17 protein-coding genes, 1 pseudogene, 1 riboswitch and 1 other annotated feature are annotated in these 16,077 nt (G+C 41.3%); of the genes and pseudogenes, 6 read left to right on the plus strand and 12 right to left on the minus strand.

The window, feature by feature from the left end:
* The first annotated feature begins 247 nt into the window (after positions 1-247).
* Positions 248-1,348, plus strand: a complete 1,101-nt coding sequence (locus LCM10_RS03995) for a hypothetical protein (RefSeq protein WP_224874878.1) — start codon at positions 248-250, stop codon at positions 1,346-1,348.
* 50 nt (positions 1,349-1,398) lie between these two features.
* Here the strand turns inward: LCM10_RS03995 and LCM10_RS04000 are convergent, their stop codons facing one another.
* Both LCM10_RS04000 and LCM10_RS04005 read right to left on the minus strand, forming a co-directional pair.
* Entirely contained in the window at positions 1,399-2,016 is a 618-nt protein-coding gene (locus LCM10_RS04000) for a hypothetical protein (protein ID WP_224874879.1), read from the minus strand.
* Position 2,017: 1 nt separating this feature from the next.
* A complete protein-coding gene (locus LCM10_RS04005; protein ID WP_224874880.1) occupies positions 2,018-2,260 on the minus strand; it encodes a hypothetical protein in 243 nt (80 codons plus the stop codon).
* 227 nt (positions 2,261-2,487) lie between these two features.
* On the opposite strand from LCM10_RS04005, the gene LCM10_RS04010 reads away from it, so the two are divergent.
* Together LCM10_RS04010 and LCM10_RS04015 are read left to right on the plus strand one after the other, a co-directional pair.
* On the plus strand, positions 2,488-2,832 hold the full coding sequence (locus tag LCM10_RS04010) for a hypothetical protein (protein WP_224874881.1): 345 nt from the start codon (positions 2,488-2,490) through the stop codon (positions 2,830-2,832).
* 560 nt (positions 2,833-3,392) lie between these two features.
* A complete protein-coding gene (locus tag LCM10_RS04015; RefSeq protein WP_224874882.1) occupies positions 3,393-3,584 on the plus strand; it encodes a hypothetical protein in 192 nt (63 codons plus the stop codon).
* Between the two features lie 42 nt (positions 3,585-3,626).
* On the opposite strand, the gene lysS is transcribed toward LCM10_RS04015, so the two are convergent.
* The 6 genes from lysS to LCM10_RS04045 all read right to left on the minus strand — a co-directional run bounded on the left by lysS (position 3,627) and on the right by LCM10_RS04045 (position 9,637).
* On the minus strand, positions 3,627-5,087 hold the full coding sequence (gene lysS / locus LCM10_RS04020; RefSeq protein WP_224874883.1) for a lysine--tRNA ligase: 1,461 nt from the start codon (positions 5,085-5,087) through the stop codon (positions 3,627-3,629).
* Between the two features lie 80 nt (positions 5,088-5,167).
* Positions 5,168-5,433, minus strand: a binding site (T-box leader).
* A 531-nt stretch (positions 5,434-5,964) separates the two neighbouring features.
* Positions 5,965-6,957: a restriction endonuclease gene (locus LCM10_RS04025; RefSeq protein ID WP_224874884.1), complete on the minus strand. Its 993-nt coding sequence runs from the start codon at positions 6,955-6,957 to the stop codon at positions 5,965-5,967.
* Positions 6,954-7,316 carry a hypothetical protein gene (locus LCM10_RS04030; protein WP_224874885.1) on the minus strand — a complete coding sequence of 121 codons (363 nt, stop codon included), beginning with the start codon at positions 7,314-7,316 and terminating at the stop codon, positions 6,954-6,956. The genes LCM10_RS04025 and LCM10_RS04030 overlap by 4 nt, the downstream gene beginning before the upstream one ends.
* Before the next feature lie 97 nt (positions 7,317-7,413).
* A complete protein-coding gene (locus LCM10_RS04035) occupies positions 7,414-7,782 on the minus strand; it encodes a hypothetical protein (RefSeq protein WP_224874886.1) in 369 nt (122 codons plus the stop codon).
* A 604-nt stretch (positions 7,783-8,386) separates the two neighbouring features.
* Positions 8,387-8,944: a DUF4396 domain-containing protein gene (locus tag LCM10_RS04040; protein WP_224874887.1), complete on the minus strand. Its 558-nt coding sequence runs from the start codon at positions 8,942-8,944 to the stop codon at positions 8,387-8,389.
* Between the two features lie 318 nt (positions 8,945-9,262).
* A complete protein-coding gene (locus LCM10_RS04045; protein WP_224875591.1) occupies positions 9,263-9,637 on the minus strand; it encodes a DUF4871 domain-containing protein in 375 nt (124 codons plus the stop codon).
* Between the two features lie 49 nt (positions 9,638-9,686).
* On the opposite strand from LCM10_RS04045, the gene LCM10_RS04050 reads away from it, so the two are divergent.
* Both LCM10_RS04050 and LCM10_RS04055 read left to right on the plus strand, forming a co-directional pair.
* Positions 9,687-9,884 carry a hypothetical protein gene (locus tag LCM10_RS04050; RefSeq protein WP_224874888.1) on the plus strand — a complete coding sequence of 66 codons (198 nt, stop codon included), beginning with the start codon at positions 9,687-9,689 and terminating at the stop codon, positions 9,882-9,884.
* Between the two features lie 95 nt (positions 9,885-9,979).
* A complete protein-coding gene (locus tag LCM10_RS04055) occupies positions 9,980-10,492 on the plus strand; it encodes an AAA family ATPase (RefSeq protein ID WP_224874889.1) in 513 nt (170 codons plus the stop codon).
* Positions 10,493-10,625: 133 nt separating this feature from the next.
* Here the strand turns inward: LCM10_RS04055 and LCM10_RS04060 are convergent, their stop codons facing one another.
* The 4 genes and pseudogenes from LCM10_RS04060 to LCM10_RS04075 form a co-directional block, all read right to left on the minus strand.
* Positions 10,626-11,903: a DUF5667 domain-containing protein gene (locus tag LCM10_RS04060; RefSeq protein ID WP_224874890.1), complete on the minus strand. Its 1,278-nt coding sequence runs from the start codon at positions 11,901-11,903 to the stop codon at positions 10,626-10,628.
* 69 nt (positions 11,904-11,972) lie between these two features.
* A riboswitch (cyclic di-GMP riboswitch) is annotated at positions 11,973-12,046 on the minus strand.
* Positions 12,047-12,146: 100 nt separating this feature from the next.
* Positions 12,147-13,017, minus strand: a pseudogene (locus tag LCM10_RS04065) (alpha/beta fold hydrolase).
* Positions 13,010-13,534: a GrpB family protein gene (locus LCM10_RS04070; protein WP_224874891.1), complete on the minus strand. Its 525-nt coding sequence runs from the start codon at positions 13,532-13,534 to the stop codon at positions 13,010-13,012. Before LCM10_RS04070 ends, LCM10_RS04065 begins: the two are co-directional and overlap by 8 nt.
* A gap of 854 nt (positions 13,535-14,388) precedes the next feature.
* Entirely contained in the window at positions 14,389-15,276 is an 888-nt protein-coding gene (locus tag LCM10_RS04075; RefSeq protein ID WP_224874892.1) for a LysR family transcriptional regulator, read from the minus strand.
* 121 nt (positions 15,277-15,397) lie between these two features.
* On the opposite strand from LCM10_RS04075, the gene LCM10_RS04080 reads away from it, so the two are divergent.
* Positions 15,398-16,021, plus strand: a complete 624-nt coding sequence (locus tag LCM10_RS04080) for a class I SAM-dependent methyltransferase (protein ID WP_224874893.1) — start codon at positions 15,398-15,400, stop codon at positions 16,019-16,021.
* Positions 16,022-16,077: the final 56 nt, after the last annotated feature.

The raw sequence follows: 16,077 nt of genomic DNA on the forward strand, positions 1-16,077 counted from the left end.
GCGTGGTTTTTGAGATTTGCGCGCGAAAATTTGAATTTGTGCGCGATTTTTTCGATTTATGCGCCAAAATTTTATTTTATGCGCATTTTTACAAATAACACCACATTCTAGCAAATCAACTGGAACACTTTACCTCGATTCTAACTTTCTCATTACGTTTTGCTATCATTCTATTAACATCGTTTTCCCGGACAGGAAATTGTGTTAAAATCCTCCATGTTCTCAGGTAAAAAAAGGATGTGTTAACGTGAAAAAACTATTGCTGGTTCTTGCAGCTGGTTCACTGATTCTTGGCGCGTGCTCTGATGCTGCCAGTTCAGTGAAAACGGATACGTCTGTAGAAGATGCATCGAAGACAGAACCGAAACAAGAAGAAGAAAAGACTAAAAAAGAAGAACCAAAAAAAGAAGAGCCCCCTTTCAAGGCGTTGGAACCTTCAAAAGAGGCTGTTCTTATGCAGAAAACACTTTTAAAGGAAAAAGAGAAGCAAATGCCTGAAGATGAGGGTCAAACTGAAGGTCAGGAACAAACGAAGCCGGAAAGTGACACGTTGGCAGATGGTATCGAGGATTTTTCCGATGGACCACTGAAGAATCATCGCCTGGTCACCTATTACGGGACGCCTCAATCCGAACATATGGGGATCCTTGGGAAATACGAGCCGGAGGAATTCATGAAAAAATTGAAAGAGCAGACGCAAGCCTATTCAGATGCTGACCCCGACCGTCCGGCAGTGCCAACGATCGAGTTGATTACGACGATGGCACAGAGTGATCCCGGTCCAGACGGTGATTATGTAAGTATGACGTCGGAGAAGAATATCGAAAACTATGTGAACTTGGCGAAAAAACATGACGCACTCGTGATCTTGGACATCCAGCTCGGCAAAGACACCGTCATGAACCAAGTGAAAATGGTTGAAAAATGGCTGAAGCTACCGAACGTCCACCTGGCCATCGACACAGAGTTCCATGTTACTGATGGGGAAAAACCTGGTGAGGATCTCGGAGAAGTGGACGGAACGAAAATCCAAGAAGCAATCGAATACATATCGCAGCTGACAGAAAAAAACAACCTGCCGGATAAACTCGTCCTCGTCCATCAATTCACCGGTCCTGTATTAACGAACAAGGACGCCATCAAACCGACAGAAAACGTTGAAGTCGCCATCAACTTTGACGGCTGGGGAGCATCTGCCGACAAGCAGGCACTTTACAAGAAATTCATTCACAACGAACCGAACCAGTATGGCGGATTCAAGATCTTTTATGAGAAAGATGTTCCAGTACTCACACCTGAAGAAGTGTTGAAAATGGAACCGAGTCCGGCGATTGTGAATTATCAATGATGAGGGATGTGCGGCGACGGTTTAGAATCGGCGCCGCGACTTCATCCAATCTATTTCACCGCAGTAAGCTCGAGCTTCTCAACGAAATTCGCTCCCCTTAATTCCTTCAATGGAGCCAACCTCATCTTTGCCATCAGCCCGTTCGGTTCATCGACCTTATTAATATTTATCACCTTTTGGATTTGGAAGGTTTTATCCTTTTGCTCAAGTACAGTCACTCTCCCACTACTCGGAGGCAAACGTTCCCCTGCTGCCCCGAAGCTTTCTTGAACCTCTTCATCCTGCCTTCTTGGATCAAACACCGCTTCAAGTCGATACCGTTTGGATTCATCAGGTCTTTGAAGATAGATGGACGCCAATTTTCCATCCCTACCCACTTTTGAAATGGCTGAATCGGCAATCTGTTCAAGGGTTTCCGCCTTATAGTTCTCGATGTTTAAAGAAGAAGCATCATCCCGATAAGGATTCAATCGAAACTCAACAATCGCCCCTTCCGGCAGGTTTGATTCTCCGCGAAGCAACAATTTATTGCGATAAATCTGCACGAAGGCTTCCAGCGTCACGGCTTCTTCCGGTTTGAATAGCTCATGACTATTTTCATCAAACAAAATCACTCGGCACCCACTCAACAAAGGAATCATGAGGATTAAACAGACAATCCATTTCATGTTATCCCTCACCTTTATATCGTTTTTCCAAAACAGACAAGACCAAATAAATGACAATCCCTGTACCAGCCATGATCAGAAAAGAATCCGTGATCAGGTTAACATCTAGCTCATTCGTAATCCGGTCGACCTCCCCGTTCACACCGATTTCGATGACTTTCCATCCGTCATAATTAAGTGTTAATAATGAAATGATGAGACCGAGGATGAAACCGCCGAGTATTGAGACCCTGCCTTTTTTCATATTGAACACTCCTTCATTATGAATTGAATACCCATAAGAAACCACTTCACATTCCAATTATTTCAAAATTCAGATTAGTAAACAAGGAAAAATATAGAAACATGAAATAAAGCGATCATGCTCTATCATATCGGATCACTTTTAGACAAAATTTGGATTCCTTCACGTCTTTAAGGTAGTAAGATCGTTATCCATGTTTTATAATACGAAGCAAGGAGGTGAAACAAATGGAAAAGCAAATCATTGAGATGTTGTTCGACATCCAACGTAATATGAAGGAATTCGGTAGCGAGTTAAAAGAAACTCGTGCTGATGTTCGCGGCATCCGTATTGATTTGGATGAGACTAGGGCTGATGTCAAACAACTAAGCCAGGATCTTTCAAACACACAAAGCGATGTCAAAGACATCAAGGAAACAGTCAATCGAATCGAAGCTTCTCAAACGGAAGATGTCATTGCTTTGTTGAAAATGAACAAGCAAAACAGTAAAACTGACTTTGATTACTTGAACACAAGAATAACAAACGTGGATAAACGAGTATTTAACCTCGAGAATCGTGTTGAAGATTAATCGTTATTCTTTAGTATTAGACGATTAATTTTCACCTATAATTTAGTTCCTCTCAACATGTCCCGCACATTTTTCCTACATTTTTCTTCTTTTCAAACACTTTGTAACTCAATAATCAAAAAATGAACGGACTGGCGCCATGTTAAAGTAATCTTCTAACATGGCAGCCAGTTTTTTATTTATAATGAGGACTTTAGGCGTACGTTGAATTCGATTTTATATAAGGAAAAGGATTTGTGCGCGAAAATTAAGATTTGCGCGTAGGAATTTCAATTTGCGCGTGAAAATTTGGATTTGTGCGCGATTTTCTTGAGTTATGCGTGATTTTTTAAGAATACGCGTAATTTAACAAAATATCCCATTTTATTTTCAGATCCCGTACTCTTGTTTTCAACGATTCACGGTCATCCCACTCCACGCTCCTAAATTACCATATCCATACTCACCCACATAATCCCTACTTGACAGATATGCTTTATCAGAATTATAGTAATAAAAACACCTCCCCGCCCCTTTTCTCATTTGAACATACATTCTATTCCCAGAGGAGGAAGGAACCGATGTCAAATCAAACCTCACTTAAACAACAGAACAAAGGGATCCTTCAATTAATGAAGGACTCCAAGGTAAAGGATCAGAAGGATCTGCATTCCTTATCACAGCCACAGCCCGATCTCAAAGCCATTTACAAGCGCGAATGCAATGGTCAGCATCCCCATTCAGGATATGAATCCATTAAATTTCATAATTAAAATAAGAGCGGCTGCGTCCATTGGATGCAGCCGCTCTTATGTCTACAATTTCCTGGTCAACGGAAACAACACACAATCCTTGATCGTATCTTGATCGGTCAATACCATCAACAGTCGTTCAATTCCGAAGCCCCAACCTGAAATCGGAGGCAGTCCGTATTCCATTGCAGTTACATAGTCTTCATCCATCTCCATCGCTTCTGCATCCCCATTACTCTTTAAGAGGGCTTGAACCTCCAATCTTCGTCTTTGTTCGATCGGATCGACGAGTTCAGAGTAGGCATTGATGATTTCTGCACCGTTCACGACTAGCTGGAATCGATCGGTCACGTTTGGGTCTTCGTCATTGGCTCTGGCAAGTGGCGACAGGTCAATCGGGTGCTGAGTCAGGAAGGTTGGTTTGATCAGTCTTGGCCTGCATGTTTTTTTGTAAAGCAGGTCGATCAGGTTGCCTCTTCCAAGTGCATGAAGGTCAGCATGTTCGAGTTGAATATTCCTGCTTTCAATTTCGTCAATCAGATCAGCCGGTGTAGGAACTAAATGAATATCTATTCCTGTATTTTCGAGAATCAACTCCCTGAATGAAACGACTTCCCATTCCTGTGAAAAATCAATCATCTGACCGCTTATGCTGATCGTAGTCGTGCTGAAGGTCTGTTCAAGTAGATACAGCACCATTTCCCTCATCAATTTCATTGTGTCTTCATAATTCCAGAACGCCGCGTATCCTTCGACCATCGTGAATTCCTGTAAGTGCTGAGGGCTGATCCCCTCATTCCGAAAGCACTTTGCCACTTCAAACACTTTCGTAAAACCGCCTGCAATCAATCTTTTCAAATACGTTTCAGGGGCGATCCGTAAGTTCAGTTCCGTGTCGAGCGCATGATGATGCGTCTTGAAAGGCTTCGCCAATGCACCAGAGGAGGTGTGCTGCAAGATCGGTGTTTCCACTTCAATGAATGCTTGGTCTTCAAAGAACCGACGGATTGCGCGTAGCATGTTACTTCTTGCAAGCATACGGGTTTGTGTGTCACTTGTCATCAACAGATCCAGGTACCGCTGCCTGTAACGTGTCTCAATGTTGCTCAAGCCGTGCCATTTTTCCGGGAGGCTCCGTAATGCTTTGCCAAGAAAAACATACGTCTCGATTCTTAACGTTTTCTCCCCAGTCCGGGTCGAATACATCCTTCCTTCCACCCCGATAAAATCACCGATATCCACTGAATTATGAAATCGTTCAAACGATCCTTCTCCTACTTCATCCTTTTTCAAAAGAAGCTGCAAGCTTCCCTGTATATTCGAAATGGTGATGAAGGTTAGTTTCTTGAAGTTCCTGATTCCCATGATCCTGCCAGCTACACGGATACCTGAAGCACCGTCTTCAAGTAGGGCCGCATCCGGGAGTTCAGTATTTGTGGTGTATCGCTCTGGATATACCTCAATCCCCTCTGACCTCAACTCATTTAATTTTTCCAGTCTTCCCTCCATTTGTTCATGAACCATTCTTCTCACTCCAGTCTTCATATTTTCCGTACACAACCTTTTTTCACAACAAAAAAACTCCCACCCCCAAGATTCTTCATCTTGAGGACGAGAGTTTAAAGCTCCGCGGTACCACCCCAGTTTATTGATATGTCACCATACCAACCTCTTCGGGTACGTCAATGTTGAAGATTGAGTATACCCTATCTCTATAACGGGAGATCCCGTCGCAGCATCACCAGGCAACCGCTGGATCCGTGCGAGGCTCAGAGCCTTTTTTCATCCAAATCGTCATTGCTCCATCCCACCAACAGGAGCTCTCTGAAAATGACACAATCAAGATTACTCTTCTCTTCCTAGCCGTTTATTCCGTATTTTAATTAGGAATATATTACCTTATTCGGTTTGGTGCGTCAATACATTTTAGGATTCTACATTTTATAAGTGAACTTTAAATCACCGCACGGCTCAAAAAAGATAAATAATACCATAGAACAAACCCGATAAAGAGGAACACCAATAGGATTGTGCCAACCAATCGATTGTATTGTCTGGCCAAGTACCCCGATGTAAAAACAATAAACAACACAAGAATGTTCAAAAGTAAGTAAAGAATGCCTTCACCTGAATCAGAAGAAAAATGTAGTATTGTCAGGAAAGGCCCTACTAATAAGACGTAAGTAATCGCTGCACTCTTTACCCCTGTTTCAATTCCATAAGTACTAATTTTCAAGATGAAATTCAGAAGCATAATCAGGTTGAATACTATGAAAACCCATGAGAAAAGAATGCCTGTTTGAAAGGCGGATGTCATCACAGGACCTTTTTCTGGCTTGATGGATTTAGTTGGTACCATTGTTCTTAGCGCTGCTAACAGACAAAAATGACTCGATGCACATCATTCTTCCCCAACCTGACTCAGGGCGTTATGAGCCAACAGCTTTGTGATTTCAGGACCATTTATAAGCTTGATCCCTGCATCTCCGGCCTTCATAACAGCCATTTCACTGAATGACTCTGCCAAACTGATGACACATCCTCTTGCAGGTAAGTAGTCCGTTTCATCTTCCATGATATTGATCAACTGATTCACGGCATGGTCATCTGTCTCTCCTCGATGCTTTTTAATTTGAACGAATAAGTAATACTCACCCACTTCAAATGGCGAATGCGATTGGTTCTTTTTATTTAAAACTAAGTCCGCATCCCCTTTTTTCCCATTATAATAATTTCTTCTGACAAGATCGTAGCCATAGCGCAGAAGCAGGTCTTCACAAACCTTTTCGAATGACAAATCACTTCTGCTTGGACTTAACCGCTGCAGTTGGTCAAGCAACGATTCCACCATCATATCCGTCTGATTACCCAAATAATCATTCATTGAAGATTTTCCGAATCTTGTCTCAGGGTCACTTTCCAGTAACTTCACCATCCCGGTAATGGCATCTTCCAGATGATTTAAAGTAATGATTGGCAGTCTCAGTCCAGACAGCTTTCCATACCACTCTACTAATCTCTGATTATACATACTGATTTCAACATTAAGCCCATAGACCTTCTTTACTTTAATGGCATGGTTCAGATGATGCGGATTTTCTTCCGTCTTCTCATAGCAACCAGGATAATTTCCAGCCACAACCGCAAACGTCACGAGCCCCTTCTCTGGAAAGTGAGGAACGAGAAGGACATCCCCGTCCTTAAAAGATTTGATCCTGCTCAGACTCGTTGGTGTTCTCGTAGACTTTAATTGATAATAGATTTTCGTATCCTCTATGAATGTATCATTGGATAAATCATATTGCCCCCATCCCTGGTACAAAACTGAATTCTCTTGCAGTTGCCTTTTCAAAAATTCTCTCTGCGAACGGTCGATCCTGAAATTGTAAATCATCTATTCCACTCCTTTATACGTTTGATATTCTTCATTTCTTCACCAATGTCTCGATTTGAACGGACATCTTCCCAATATCCCTTTGACAAAATCGCATGAACGTTCATCGGTGGGAAAAGGATTCGGTCCCGCAAATCCAGAATCCTTGCCTCCTCCCCCTCATACAAAAGCAAGAAGCAGTCGTCATCGCGCTGTGCAATCACTTCAAACGTCTCGATCCGCTCATAATACCCACAATGATTCATGCAGACCCATGCAGGAAAAGTATCCAACATCATCGAACCATCTTCTTGTTCGAACACTTCTTCACTATAATCCTCAAACAAATCCACCTGACAATCCGGGCATTTTTTGTCCATTGGATCGATCCTCCTTCCCGACCACGGGTGACCAGAGGGACAGGTACCCTGGTTCGTTACTTGTAGCGCGTACCAAGGGACCTTTCCCCCCGATCCCCTAACCCTCTTGTTTAAACTTCCTAACCGATAGTACCGCAAGTCCCATCAACACCATGATGTAAAGGCCCAACACAAAATAATTTACAATAAGCTCTTCTTTATACATCACGTAACACATCCATAACCACATGGTACAAAATAGTGCGGTGCTGCCAAAAAAGATCGACCAAACTACTTCCTTCACTTTTCTATAAGTCTTGCTTCCTGTTAAGTACTTAAAATAAAAAAAGAAGAATACCGCTACAGCCACGATACTGATCAAGAACCAAGCTTCCCTGAATACAATTGGTTCCTCATCAAAATCGACCAGGGCAATATTGGTGAAATTGAGCAAGTGAAAGACAAACGCATAAAAAAGTAAGAACAAGAATAAGAGCCATTCTGCTATGTATACGGATGAGAATATTATTTTTTTCCAGATTCTACGTGACCCTCCTTTAAACGTGAAAAGCATTATTTTTAGTAGTCTGATTCTTGTACATTCAACCTAATTTTACCAATAAGAGATGTGGTTGGGAACCAATTAATGTAAGTATAATAAAAACCCCCTTACAAAAATAGTTAGGGGGTAGGTGTTGTATTGTATGACATATTTACTAGAAGAATAGATTGAGACTTATGATAACTTTTTGAATGCCCATTACCTTCCTGTTGCAATGCTTTCAAGAAAAGCTAGAAAACTGCTCTTTTTCACTAGAATTACGAAGTAACAGCCACTGATTTGCATCCATTGCCACTCATTAAGGGAAAATCATAGACTGGCACTGTACAAAATACTTATTCACCCCCTGCACTGAAGGAGGGTGAATAAATTTATGCGTGGTTTTCAGACATTTGTGCGTGATTTTTTCACTTTATGCGTGAAAAAATATATTTGCGCGCCATTATTTTGAAATACGCGCCATTTTTCTGGTTTGCCCGTATTTTTCCAACAATATCCATAAAATAGAGCATGAGGACGAGTCCCTCTATCACATTGCTTCCTTAAGACCTTTCTTAATCAATAGCTTATTCGCAGGATAGCTGGTCAGAAATCCTAATATCATGGCAATTTGCATCATGAACCAATACGTTGGCTCGGTTGGCTTGGGAGGTTCAGTGAATAATACATATTCGACAATGGCCATCCATCCGAACATCCCAATTTCAAATGCAAGTAAGGAAAGGGAGTCGGCTTTGACAGCCTGCTTTAGAGCTTGAAGCTTTCCATCCTCTTTGTTCATCGGATAAATCGCATAGAATTGGAAGATGATACCGAAAAGATATGCGAGTATGAATTCAACCGTATAATGAGCAAATAATGTAGAACCCGCAATCATGATACCGGTCATCGCCACAATCGGAACACCGATGGCATCACCGAAGGAGCAGCCTGCCGAGCAGTGACTTGTTGATACAAATACTTTCGCAGCACTCCCCCGGTTGTCTTCTTTCTCTAAATTTTTCGCCTTTACCCTTCCCCATCTGAAGTAAGTCCACAACGCGATTGGTCCGAAAAACCAGCCATTGATTGGCCAAACCACATTCATGATTTTCATCTTCTGTGGATTCTTGTACACATCGACTATTATTATGAGGGATGACAACAAACCCATCCCTAAAAAAAGCCACGAAACCGTTGTTAACACAGAATCATCCTTTCTTTTTTAATTCTATAATGAAATCTACCCGTAGTTGGCTATCGTTAATCTTATTGCGTGGACTAGATCGAGGGATTCTGAACCAAGACCAATTCTTGCAGGTATTAAAAAAGCAGCCCTTCTATTCAGAGCTACTTAAAATTTATACATATTGAACGGATGATCGATACCTTACTTTATACAACCGGCATTTTTGACCTTGACGAACTAGTTTACTTCTACAATGATCTGATCAAAGTATTCTTCACCTATATAAATCAAGAGCGCCCATTTACCTGATTCCCGAACACTCATCGTTGAAGGGAGGTGTTCATCAGCGTGTTGTCCACCTGGTGAATGATAGGTCCATACAGATTGACTACCCCTGGTAAGTACAGGAGATAGTTCGTCACTTCCCTCCTTCACGCCAATCACGGTAAACTCACCTTCTGGCACAACACCCCAAAAATGCCACATATACTTCTGTTCACGACCGTCGGTGAAAGGGGCATCAATGAATGCTACTTTATTTCGTATTCCGCGCATAGTATAGTGGCTCGTTTTGAACGTTTCACTTACTTGCCAATCAATCGTTTGAATGATTTTCTCATCAACTTCAAATCGGAAAAATGATACCTATGGAGGGGCTAAAATGAAAGCTAAAAGAACCAGCTTGTTTACTTTGGCTTTGTCATGTGTTCTTCTTTTTGCATGTGAGAATATTGACAGGTCAAAAGATCCTGCCGAGGAAAAGGTTTCAGTAAATGCATTTGAGGATAGAACTATTTTAATCGAAACATTTTTTCTTAATGACAAAATTTATGAACTCTCTATAAGAGGCGTGTTGTAGTAGTCGAAGATCCTTAAAGCTTAAACATGACGATATTCTCCTGGATATGGTATGATTTTTGAATATATTCTAAATATTAGGAAGGTAGATGAAAATTGTCAGAGCGTTTCATTTTTCTCGTTTCCGGCCCTATTGGTGTTGGAAAGTCGACCACTTCAAAGAAACTTGCACAAAAAATCCATAACTGTGTATTACTTGAAGGTGACGCTATCCTTGATATGTTTGATTACGGAACAGAGGCATCCTGGGAGAAGCGCTTGAGACTAACGTGGAAGCATATTGTTTCACTGACCAGAGGCTTCATCGAGGATGACTTCAATGTTGTTATTGACTTTGTTGTTGAAGACGAACTTGAATGGTTTTATCACAATCTTTCTGATTTGCAAATCACAATGAAATATATCGTTTTAACGGCCGAAGAAGAAAACGTAATCGAACGGATTAGGATCAGAGGGGATATTCCGTCTATTGAACGTTCACTCTTTTTGTTGAACAAGCTCCGATCCAATCCATTGAATCAACCATTTCTTATTGATACTACGTTTAGACAAACCGCAGAGATCGTTGAGCTCATCATCAATGATCCTCGCTTTATTGTTACACCTTAATATGGCATGGGGACAGGTACACTTGTGCATTCTACATATTGTATCGGTGTGCCTGTCCCCATGATTCAGCGTTTCCTTAGGACGAAAAAAAGACACTGAAAGAAAAACTCCTTCAATGCCTTCACGTTCATGGTTATTCACCATTCCCTTTACCTTTTTTCTTTTCTTTTTCACGTTCTTCTTCTTCGGCTTCCTCTCGCTTACGCTCATCTTCCTTCTTAGCTTCTTCACGCTTACGCTCTTCTTGCTTCTTTGCTTTCTCTCTTTTACGTTCCTCTTCCTTTTTCGCGTCTTCTCGTTTATGCTCTTCTTCCTTTTTAGCTTCTTCACGCTTTCGTTCTTCTTGCTTCTTTGCTTTCTCTCTTTTACGTTCCTCTTCCTTTTTCGCGTCTTCTCGTTTATGCTCTTCCTCTTTGTTAGCATTTTCACGCTTTTGTTCTTCTTCCTTCTCTCCTGATTCTCGTCGTTGCTCATCTTTCTTCTTCATTTCTTTTTGCTTTTGCTCAGACTTTTCGTCTGCTTTTACGGTTTTAGATGAACCTGCAACCTCTGAGTCGTTCTTTGTTCCTGGAGATTCATCTTCTATGTCAACATCATGGTTGTCATCAGAATCATCAACTGAAACTTCATCTACTTCTTCTGTTGACACTTTTTCATCGTCATTATCTTCAGTTTCCTCAGGATTTTCTTTTTCATCATCGTCTGTTTCGCCATCACGTGCCTTTTTATTTTTAGCTATTTCCGAAGGATGGAATCCCAATTCTTTAGCTACTTCCCCAAATCCCTTTCCTTCTTCACTACCGTATAAAGCTGCAATCTCATCAATTGTTTTTCCAGATCTCTTCGCAAGAATGAAGATTTGTGCGATTTGGCCGTAACCCAAATCTCTGTTACGAAGTTCAGCCACTTTCTCTTCGGGAAGTCCATACACGACTGTAGGCAACTGTTTCAAAATTTCAGTTGATTCTTCCATTTCTTCTTTCATTTCGTCTTCAAGCTTTTCTTCTACTTCATCATCAACCTCTGTGGCTTGTTCGATTTCCTCTTGAAGGTCTTCAAGTTTGTCTTCTTTCAAATCTTCATTTAAGATAAGTTTTGATATTTCTTCTTCAGCGGATTCTAATTTTTGAATGTAATCCTCTATTGTTTCCTTTATGAACTCTTCTTTTTCTTCTTCACTCATTTCCTTGGCTTCAGCAAGGCGTTCTTTTGCGATATCCAATAATAACTCAGTTTCTTTTTCCCCATCTAACGTAACAAATAATTGTAAGTCCTCCATAAGCTGATCGAATGAATAGATTAATTGATCTGGTGTAATCCCAGCATCCGACCCATCCTCCGCAGCTAAGGCAGTCGTTCCAAATGTCAGAACTCCTGATAATAGTACCGGAATGATAACACGTGTTTTCATAAATTTCTCCTCCTAGGGTTTGTTGAATCAAAACGATAGGAGATAAAGTTGCAATGTTTCTTGCAAATTTTCGGCAGCTGGCTGGCATCTTAGCCCCTATAGCTTTGCGTCCCTATATTCCTATAGGTTTGCCTTTATCGAATTTGATTCTAAGACTAGTATACTATTCCTATTTTATTGAAACTCTCTATTACACTATTTTTCCATAGTCGTAAAGACCTAATGCAGATAGCGAGAAAGTCACTAGGTGATTTTTACTAACAAACAAGGTAATTGCTTAACAAATTCAAAAAATGTACTTTTGAACTCCCCTGGTTCCTCCGAAAACGGATAATGATTGCTTTCCTCAAAAATAACTAGTTTGGCATTTGGTATGAAGTCAGCCATTTCGATTGAATATTCAACAGGGCATTGAACGTCATGCCTTCCACAAATGATTAAAGCAGGAGCAGATATAAGACCCAGTTTTCTCGTCACATCAAATACTTGTACTTCACGACTAAAATAATTCAATCGGATTGCGCACATGCTCTTGTTTATATTTAATGAAAAGTACTGTTCATACAGCTCCGGTTTATGTAAGGACTATTTAACCCTTTCACAGGATAAATGTTTTCGTTCTTCTTTACTTAGATCAGGCTTTTTTAAGTCTTCGTTATAGTCCTGCATTAGTTTGAATTGAGGGTGTTCTGAGTGGTAAATGCAATCTTTTGAAAACGTCATATATTCCCTTGCAGCCGCACCGACGATCACGGTAAAGGAGAGTTTATTTGCAAAAATAGATCCCATAAATGATTCCTACTATCCCGCCAGTTGAATGCCCTGCAAATCCCCATTTTTCAAACCCCAATGTCTTACGAATTGCTTCAAGATCAAAGATGGTTTCCAACATGCTCAACTGAAATGGCTCGATGGCTTTTTCTGAAAAACCAGTTTCCCTGAGATTGACTAAAATCACTTGATGGTTCTCTGTAAATGTATGAGCAAAATAATCGCCGCTCTCGTTGAATTCCGAGTAATGGTGAGTGACGCAAAGTGGCTCTCCTTTCCCTTTCATGAAGACTTCAAATTGACCCCTAGGTGTTTGCAATAAGCGTCTCTTCCAATTAGTCATAGACTTCTCCCATCCTCGCTCTCTCGATCACACCTCGAATAAACGGTTCCTTCTCCCTCGTATAAGCAGGACGATCATGTTTAAACGTAAGCGCCAGTTCTCTTTTTAACTGAGCATATTCCGCAGCCACCGCCGGATGTTCCCTAAGATAATCACGAAACAATAATTTTTCAATCCACTCTGTACTTTGGATTTCACAAATATGTAAGTGGCAAGTCCCTTTTCCCCACAGTCCCTTTCGAAAAAATCTTCTATCTTTCAATTCTGGTTTTGGGACATACTCGAACCCTACCTCGTTTAATGGGCGAACAAGGGATGGTGTCCTGCCTAGACCGTCCACGCCTACCATGATATCTATGATCGGTTTGGCAATCAGCCCCTTTATTGAAGTGCTGCCGATATGTTCGATTCCAATGATCTCATCACCAATCACACCAATAATTTGCTTCCTCTCGTAGTCAAATAGAGTTTCCCACTCTGGATTATATTCATTCAATTGCACTAGTGGATTTGTCATGACTTCCCCCTCATTCGATGTCTTTTTAAAAGACCCACTCTTCTTATGACAAGATCAAAATTTTCACTGTAGGGATGCATAAATATTTCACATTGAATCCTGCGTTCTTATATGTAAATCTGTCCTTCATAGGAGTGATTCACCCGTTAAAGTAAATAATCATGCCGTTATTTCGATTATTCTACCTTTCATTCCAACAATTCTACCCTTCGCCAAAATCATTCTCCCCTTCATCCTAATAAATCTAGCATTCATGTCGAATGTTCTCTACCTCAGGCTACTAATGCACGAATGACCTCTACCTACAAACCAAATCTCAATAACAAGGTACGTCCCTCACCACATTAATGCGTTAACTAAGTGAGGGACGTACCTTTCAGCTTATTCGAACCAGGGGGACAGGTACCCTGGTTCATTTGAATCATAGGGGCAACGAACCCATCTCTTCAGTGATTTATTTACTCCTTCTAAAAAGTTTCCTTTGTTTCATATTATCAACTGCTTTAGTTTTATTGTTCTGTCTTTTAACATATTCAGCTTCATTATAAGATTATAATATCAAACTACGAAGATACAAAACCCCGTATAACAGAGCCCCACCAATCAAAATCAGCAGGGAAACCATAACAAACCCATAAATAAATCCTTTCCCCATTGCAAATATATCTAAAAACATATTCTTGATCGCATCAATCATTGTTCTCTTAAGAGCCCCCTCAAGTTATTTCCGCTGCTGTATTAAATATACGAAAACACCCGTAAAAAGTTTCACTTCCTACAAACCGCAGGGACAGGTTCGGGGGGTCATTTCTATTTTTGTACCAACGTACCTGTCCCCGTGGTTCCCCCGTGGTTCACGATAAAACACGCCTCATCGTTTCCAAAAAACTCCTTCCAGCTTGAGTCAGCGATTCCTCGCGATCCAGACTTACCAGTGCGATTTCTCGATACAGCGTTGGCATATCCCTTGGTTTGAGTCTGACCAATGTTCCACTTTCAATGGATTCACTCACCATTGATTCTGTCAGCAACGCTGTCCCGTTTCCTCGAAGTACGAATTCAAACGCTGTCGTTGGCGGCAGTTCAATTGTGTCCAAGCCGAAGGACATATTCGATCGTTGCCAATGCTTGCTCTCCTCACTCCAGTCCGTCATGATGTACGGTTCACTTCCCGTAAAAACATCCTGGACAGAATATTCCCCTTCCTTCATGCCACTAAGCTTGTGGTCATAATGGGCAACGAAGACCAAAGGTTCTTTTATGGAATGCAGCTTCTTTAAGTCCTTATTGAAAAACGGGGACGTAAGTAAGCCAAGCTTGATGAATCCGTCATAAAGCATCTCCATGATTTGTTGATTATGGCCGGTGTGAATCGATACATCAATGTCCGGAAAGCGATGATGCAATTCTGTGATAATCGAGGTGAATGGACCAGTCGTGAAAGTGGGGATTGTCCCGATGGTGATTTCCCCACGCTTCCCTTCTTTGATCGATTGCGCCCGTTCTTTTCCTTTTTGTAAAACGTCGAGTACTTGCCTTGCATAAGGAAGGAACCCTTTACCTAATTCCGTCAGCTCCATTTGTTTACCGGATCTGACAAACAGAAATCCCCCCATATCTTTCTCCAACTCTTTGATTCGCAAACTGATTGTTGGCTGAGACACATCCAGGTGTCTCGAAGCTTTACTGAAAGACCCAAGCCTTGCTACAAGTTCGAATGCCACTAGCTGATTGAGTTCCACATCAAGTCCTCATCCCTATAAAAATATTTAATACTACCTATAAGTGTTATCAGGTTGTTTAATAGTTATAAGAAAATTATAGTGTATCTAGACAGTGAAAGAAACATTAGGAGGGCCGAAAATGAGCGTAATCACAAAGCTCCAACGTATACTGGATTCCCATTACGAACATCCAAAGGGATTCATTGGTTGGTGGATCGGGGAAAAAATGATCCGGCAGCATAAGCCTGAAACACGTTGGACGATTCAAAACTTACATCTTGAAAAGAACGAAGAAATCCTGGAGATTGGATGTGGTGCAGGTTTTGCAATACAACAAATTTTAACGATGCATAGCAGTCTTACCGTCACGGGACTGGATCTGTCTAAAACCCTTCTCCACTCCGCCTCCATCCGCAACAAAAGAGCAGAGAGAGAAAGGCGGTTATCATTAGTTCATGGAACCGTTGAAGAATTGCCTTTTCATGATGGCCAGTTTTCAACCGTATTCAGTATTCATTCGGTGTATTTTTGGAAGAATCGGCGCAAAGCTTTAGAAGAAATCCACAGGGTTCTTGCTCCTGGAGGCCAGGTTACGATCACGCTGTGTGATGGGAAAGATGGGCAAAGCTGGGGAACGATCGAACAAATGATTGAAACCGAATTGCTTCCACTGATGGAGGATTTGACGTTTACGCAAATGGACCTATTGAGGGGGCCGGTGTCGAGGGGATATCATACGGTTGCTGTAACAGGGAAAAAGTAGTTCATCCCATACCAAAAAAACAGGTCCCGGGGTACAATACGATAAATGTACCAATG

The sequence above is a fragment of the Rossellomorea aquimaris genome, from assembly GCF_020171925.1.
GTDB lineage: Bacteria > Bacillota > Bacilli > Bacillales > Bacillaceae_B > Rossellomorea > Rossellomorea aquimaris_F.

Bases quoted from the DNA above. Each gene is read 5' to 3' on its own strand.
- LCM10_RS04000 (WP_224874879.1), bottom strand. From the start codon at position 2,016: ATGAAATGGATTGTCTGTTTAATCCTCATGATTCCTTTGTTGAGTGGG.
- LCM10_RS04005 (WP_224874880.1), bottom strand. From the start codon at position 2,260: ATGAAAAAAGGCAGGGTCTCAATACTCGGCGGTTTCATCCTCGGTCTC.
- LCM10_RS04010 (WP_224874881.1), top strand. From the start codon at position 2,488: ATGGAAAAGCAAATCATTGAGATGTTGTTCGACATCCAACGTAATATG.
- LCM10_RS04015 (WP_224874882.1), top strand. From the start codon at position 3,393: ATGTCAAATCAAACCTCACTTAAACAACAGAACAAAGGGATCCTTCAA.
- lysS (WP_224874883.1), bottom strand. From the start codon at position 5,087: ATGGTTCATGAACAAATGGAGGGAAGACTGGAAAAATTAAATGAGTTG.
- LCM10_RS04025 (WP_224874884.1), bottom strand. From the start codon at position 6,957: ATGATTTACAATTTCAGGATCGACCGTTCGCAGAGAGAATTTTTGAAA.
- LCM10_RS04030 (WP_224874885.1), bottom strand. From the start codon at position 7,316: ATGGACAAAAAATGCCCGGATTGTCAGGTGGATTTGTTTGAGGATTAT.
- LCM10_RS04040 (WP_224874887.1), bottom strand. From the start codon at position 8,944: ATGAATGTGGTTTGGCCAATCAATGGCTGGTTTTTCGGACCAATCGCG.
- LCM10_RS04050 (WP_224874888.1), top strand. From the start codon at position 9,687: ATGAAAGCTAAAAGAACCAGCTTGTTTACTTTGGCTTTGTCATGTGTT.
- LCM10_RS04060 (WP_224874890.1), bottom strand. From the start codon at position 11,903: ATGAAAACACGTGTTATCATTCCGGTACTATTATCAGGAGTTCTGACA.
- LCM10_RS04070 (WP_224874891.1), bottom strand. From the start codon at position 13,534: ATGACAAATCCACTAGTGCAATTGAATGAATATAATCCAGAGTGGGAA.
- LCM10_RS04080 (WP_224874893.1), top strand. From the start codon at position 15,398: ATGAGCGTAATCACAAAGCTCCAACGTATACTGGATTCCCATTACGAA.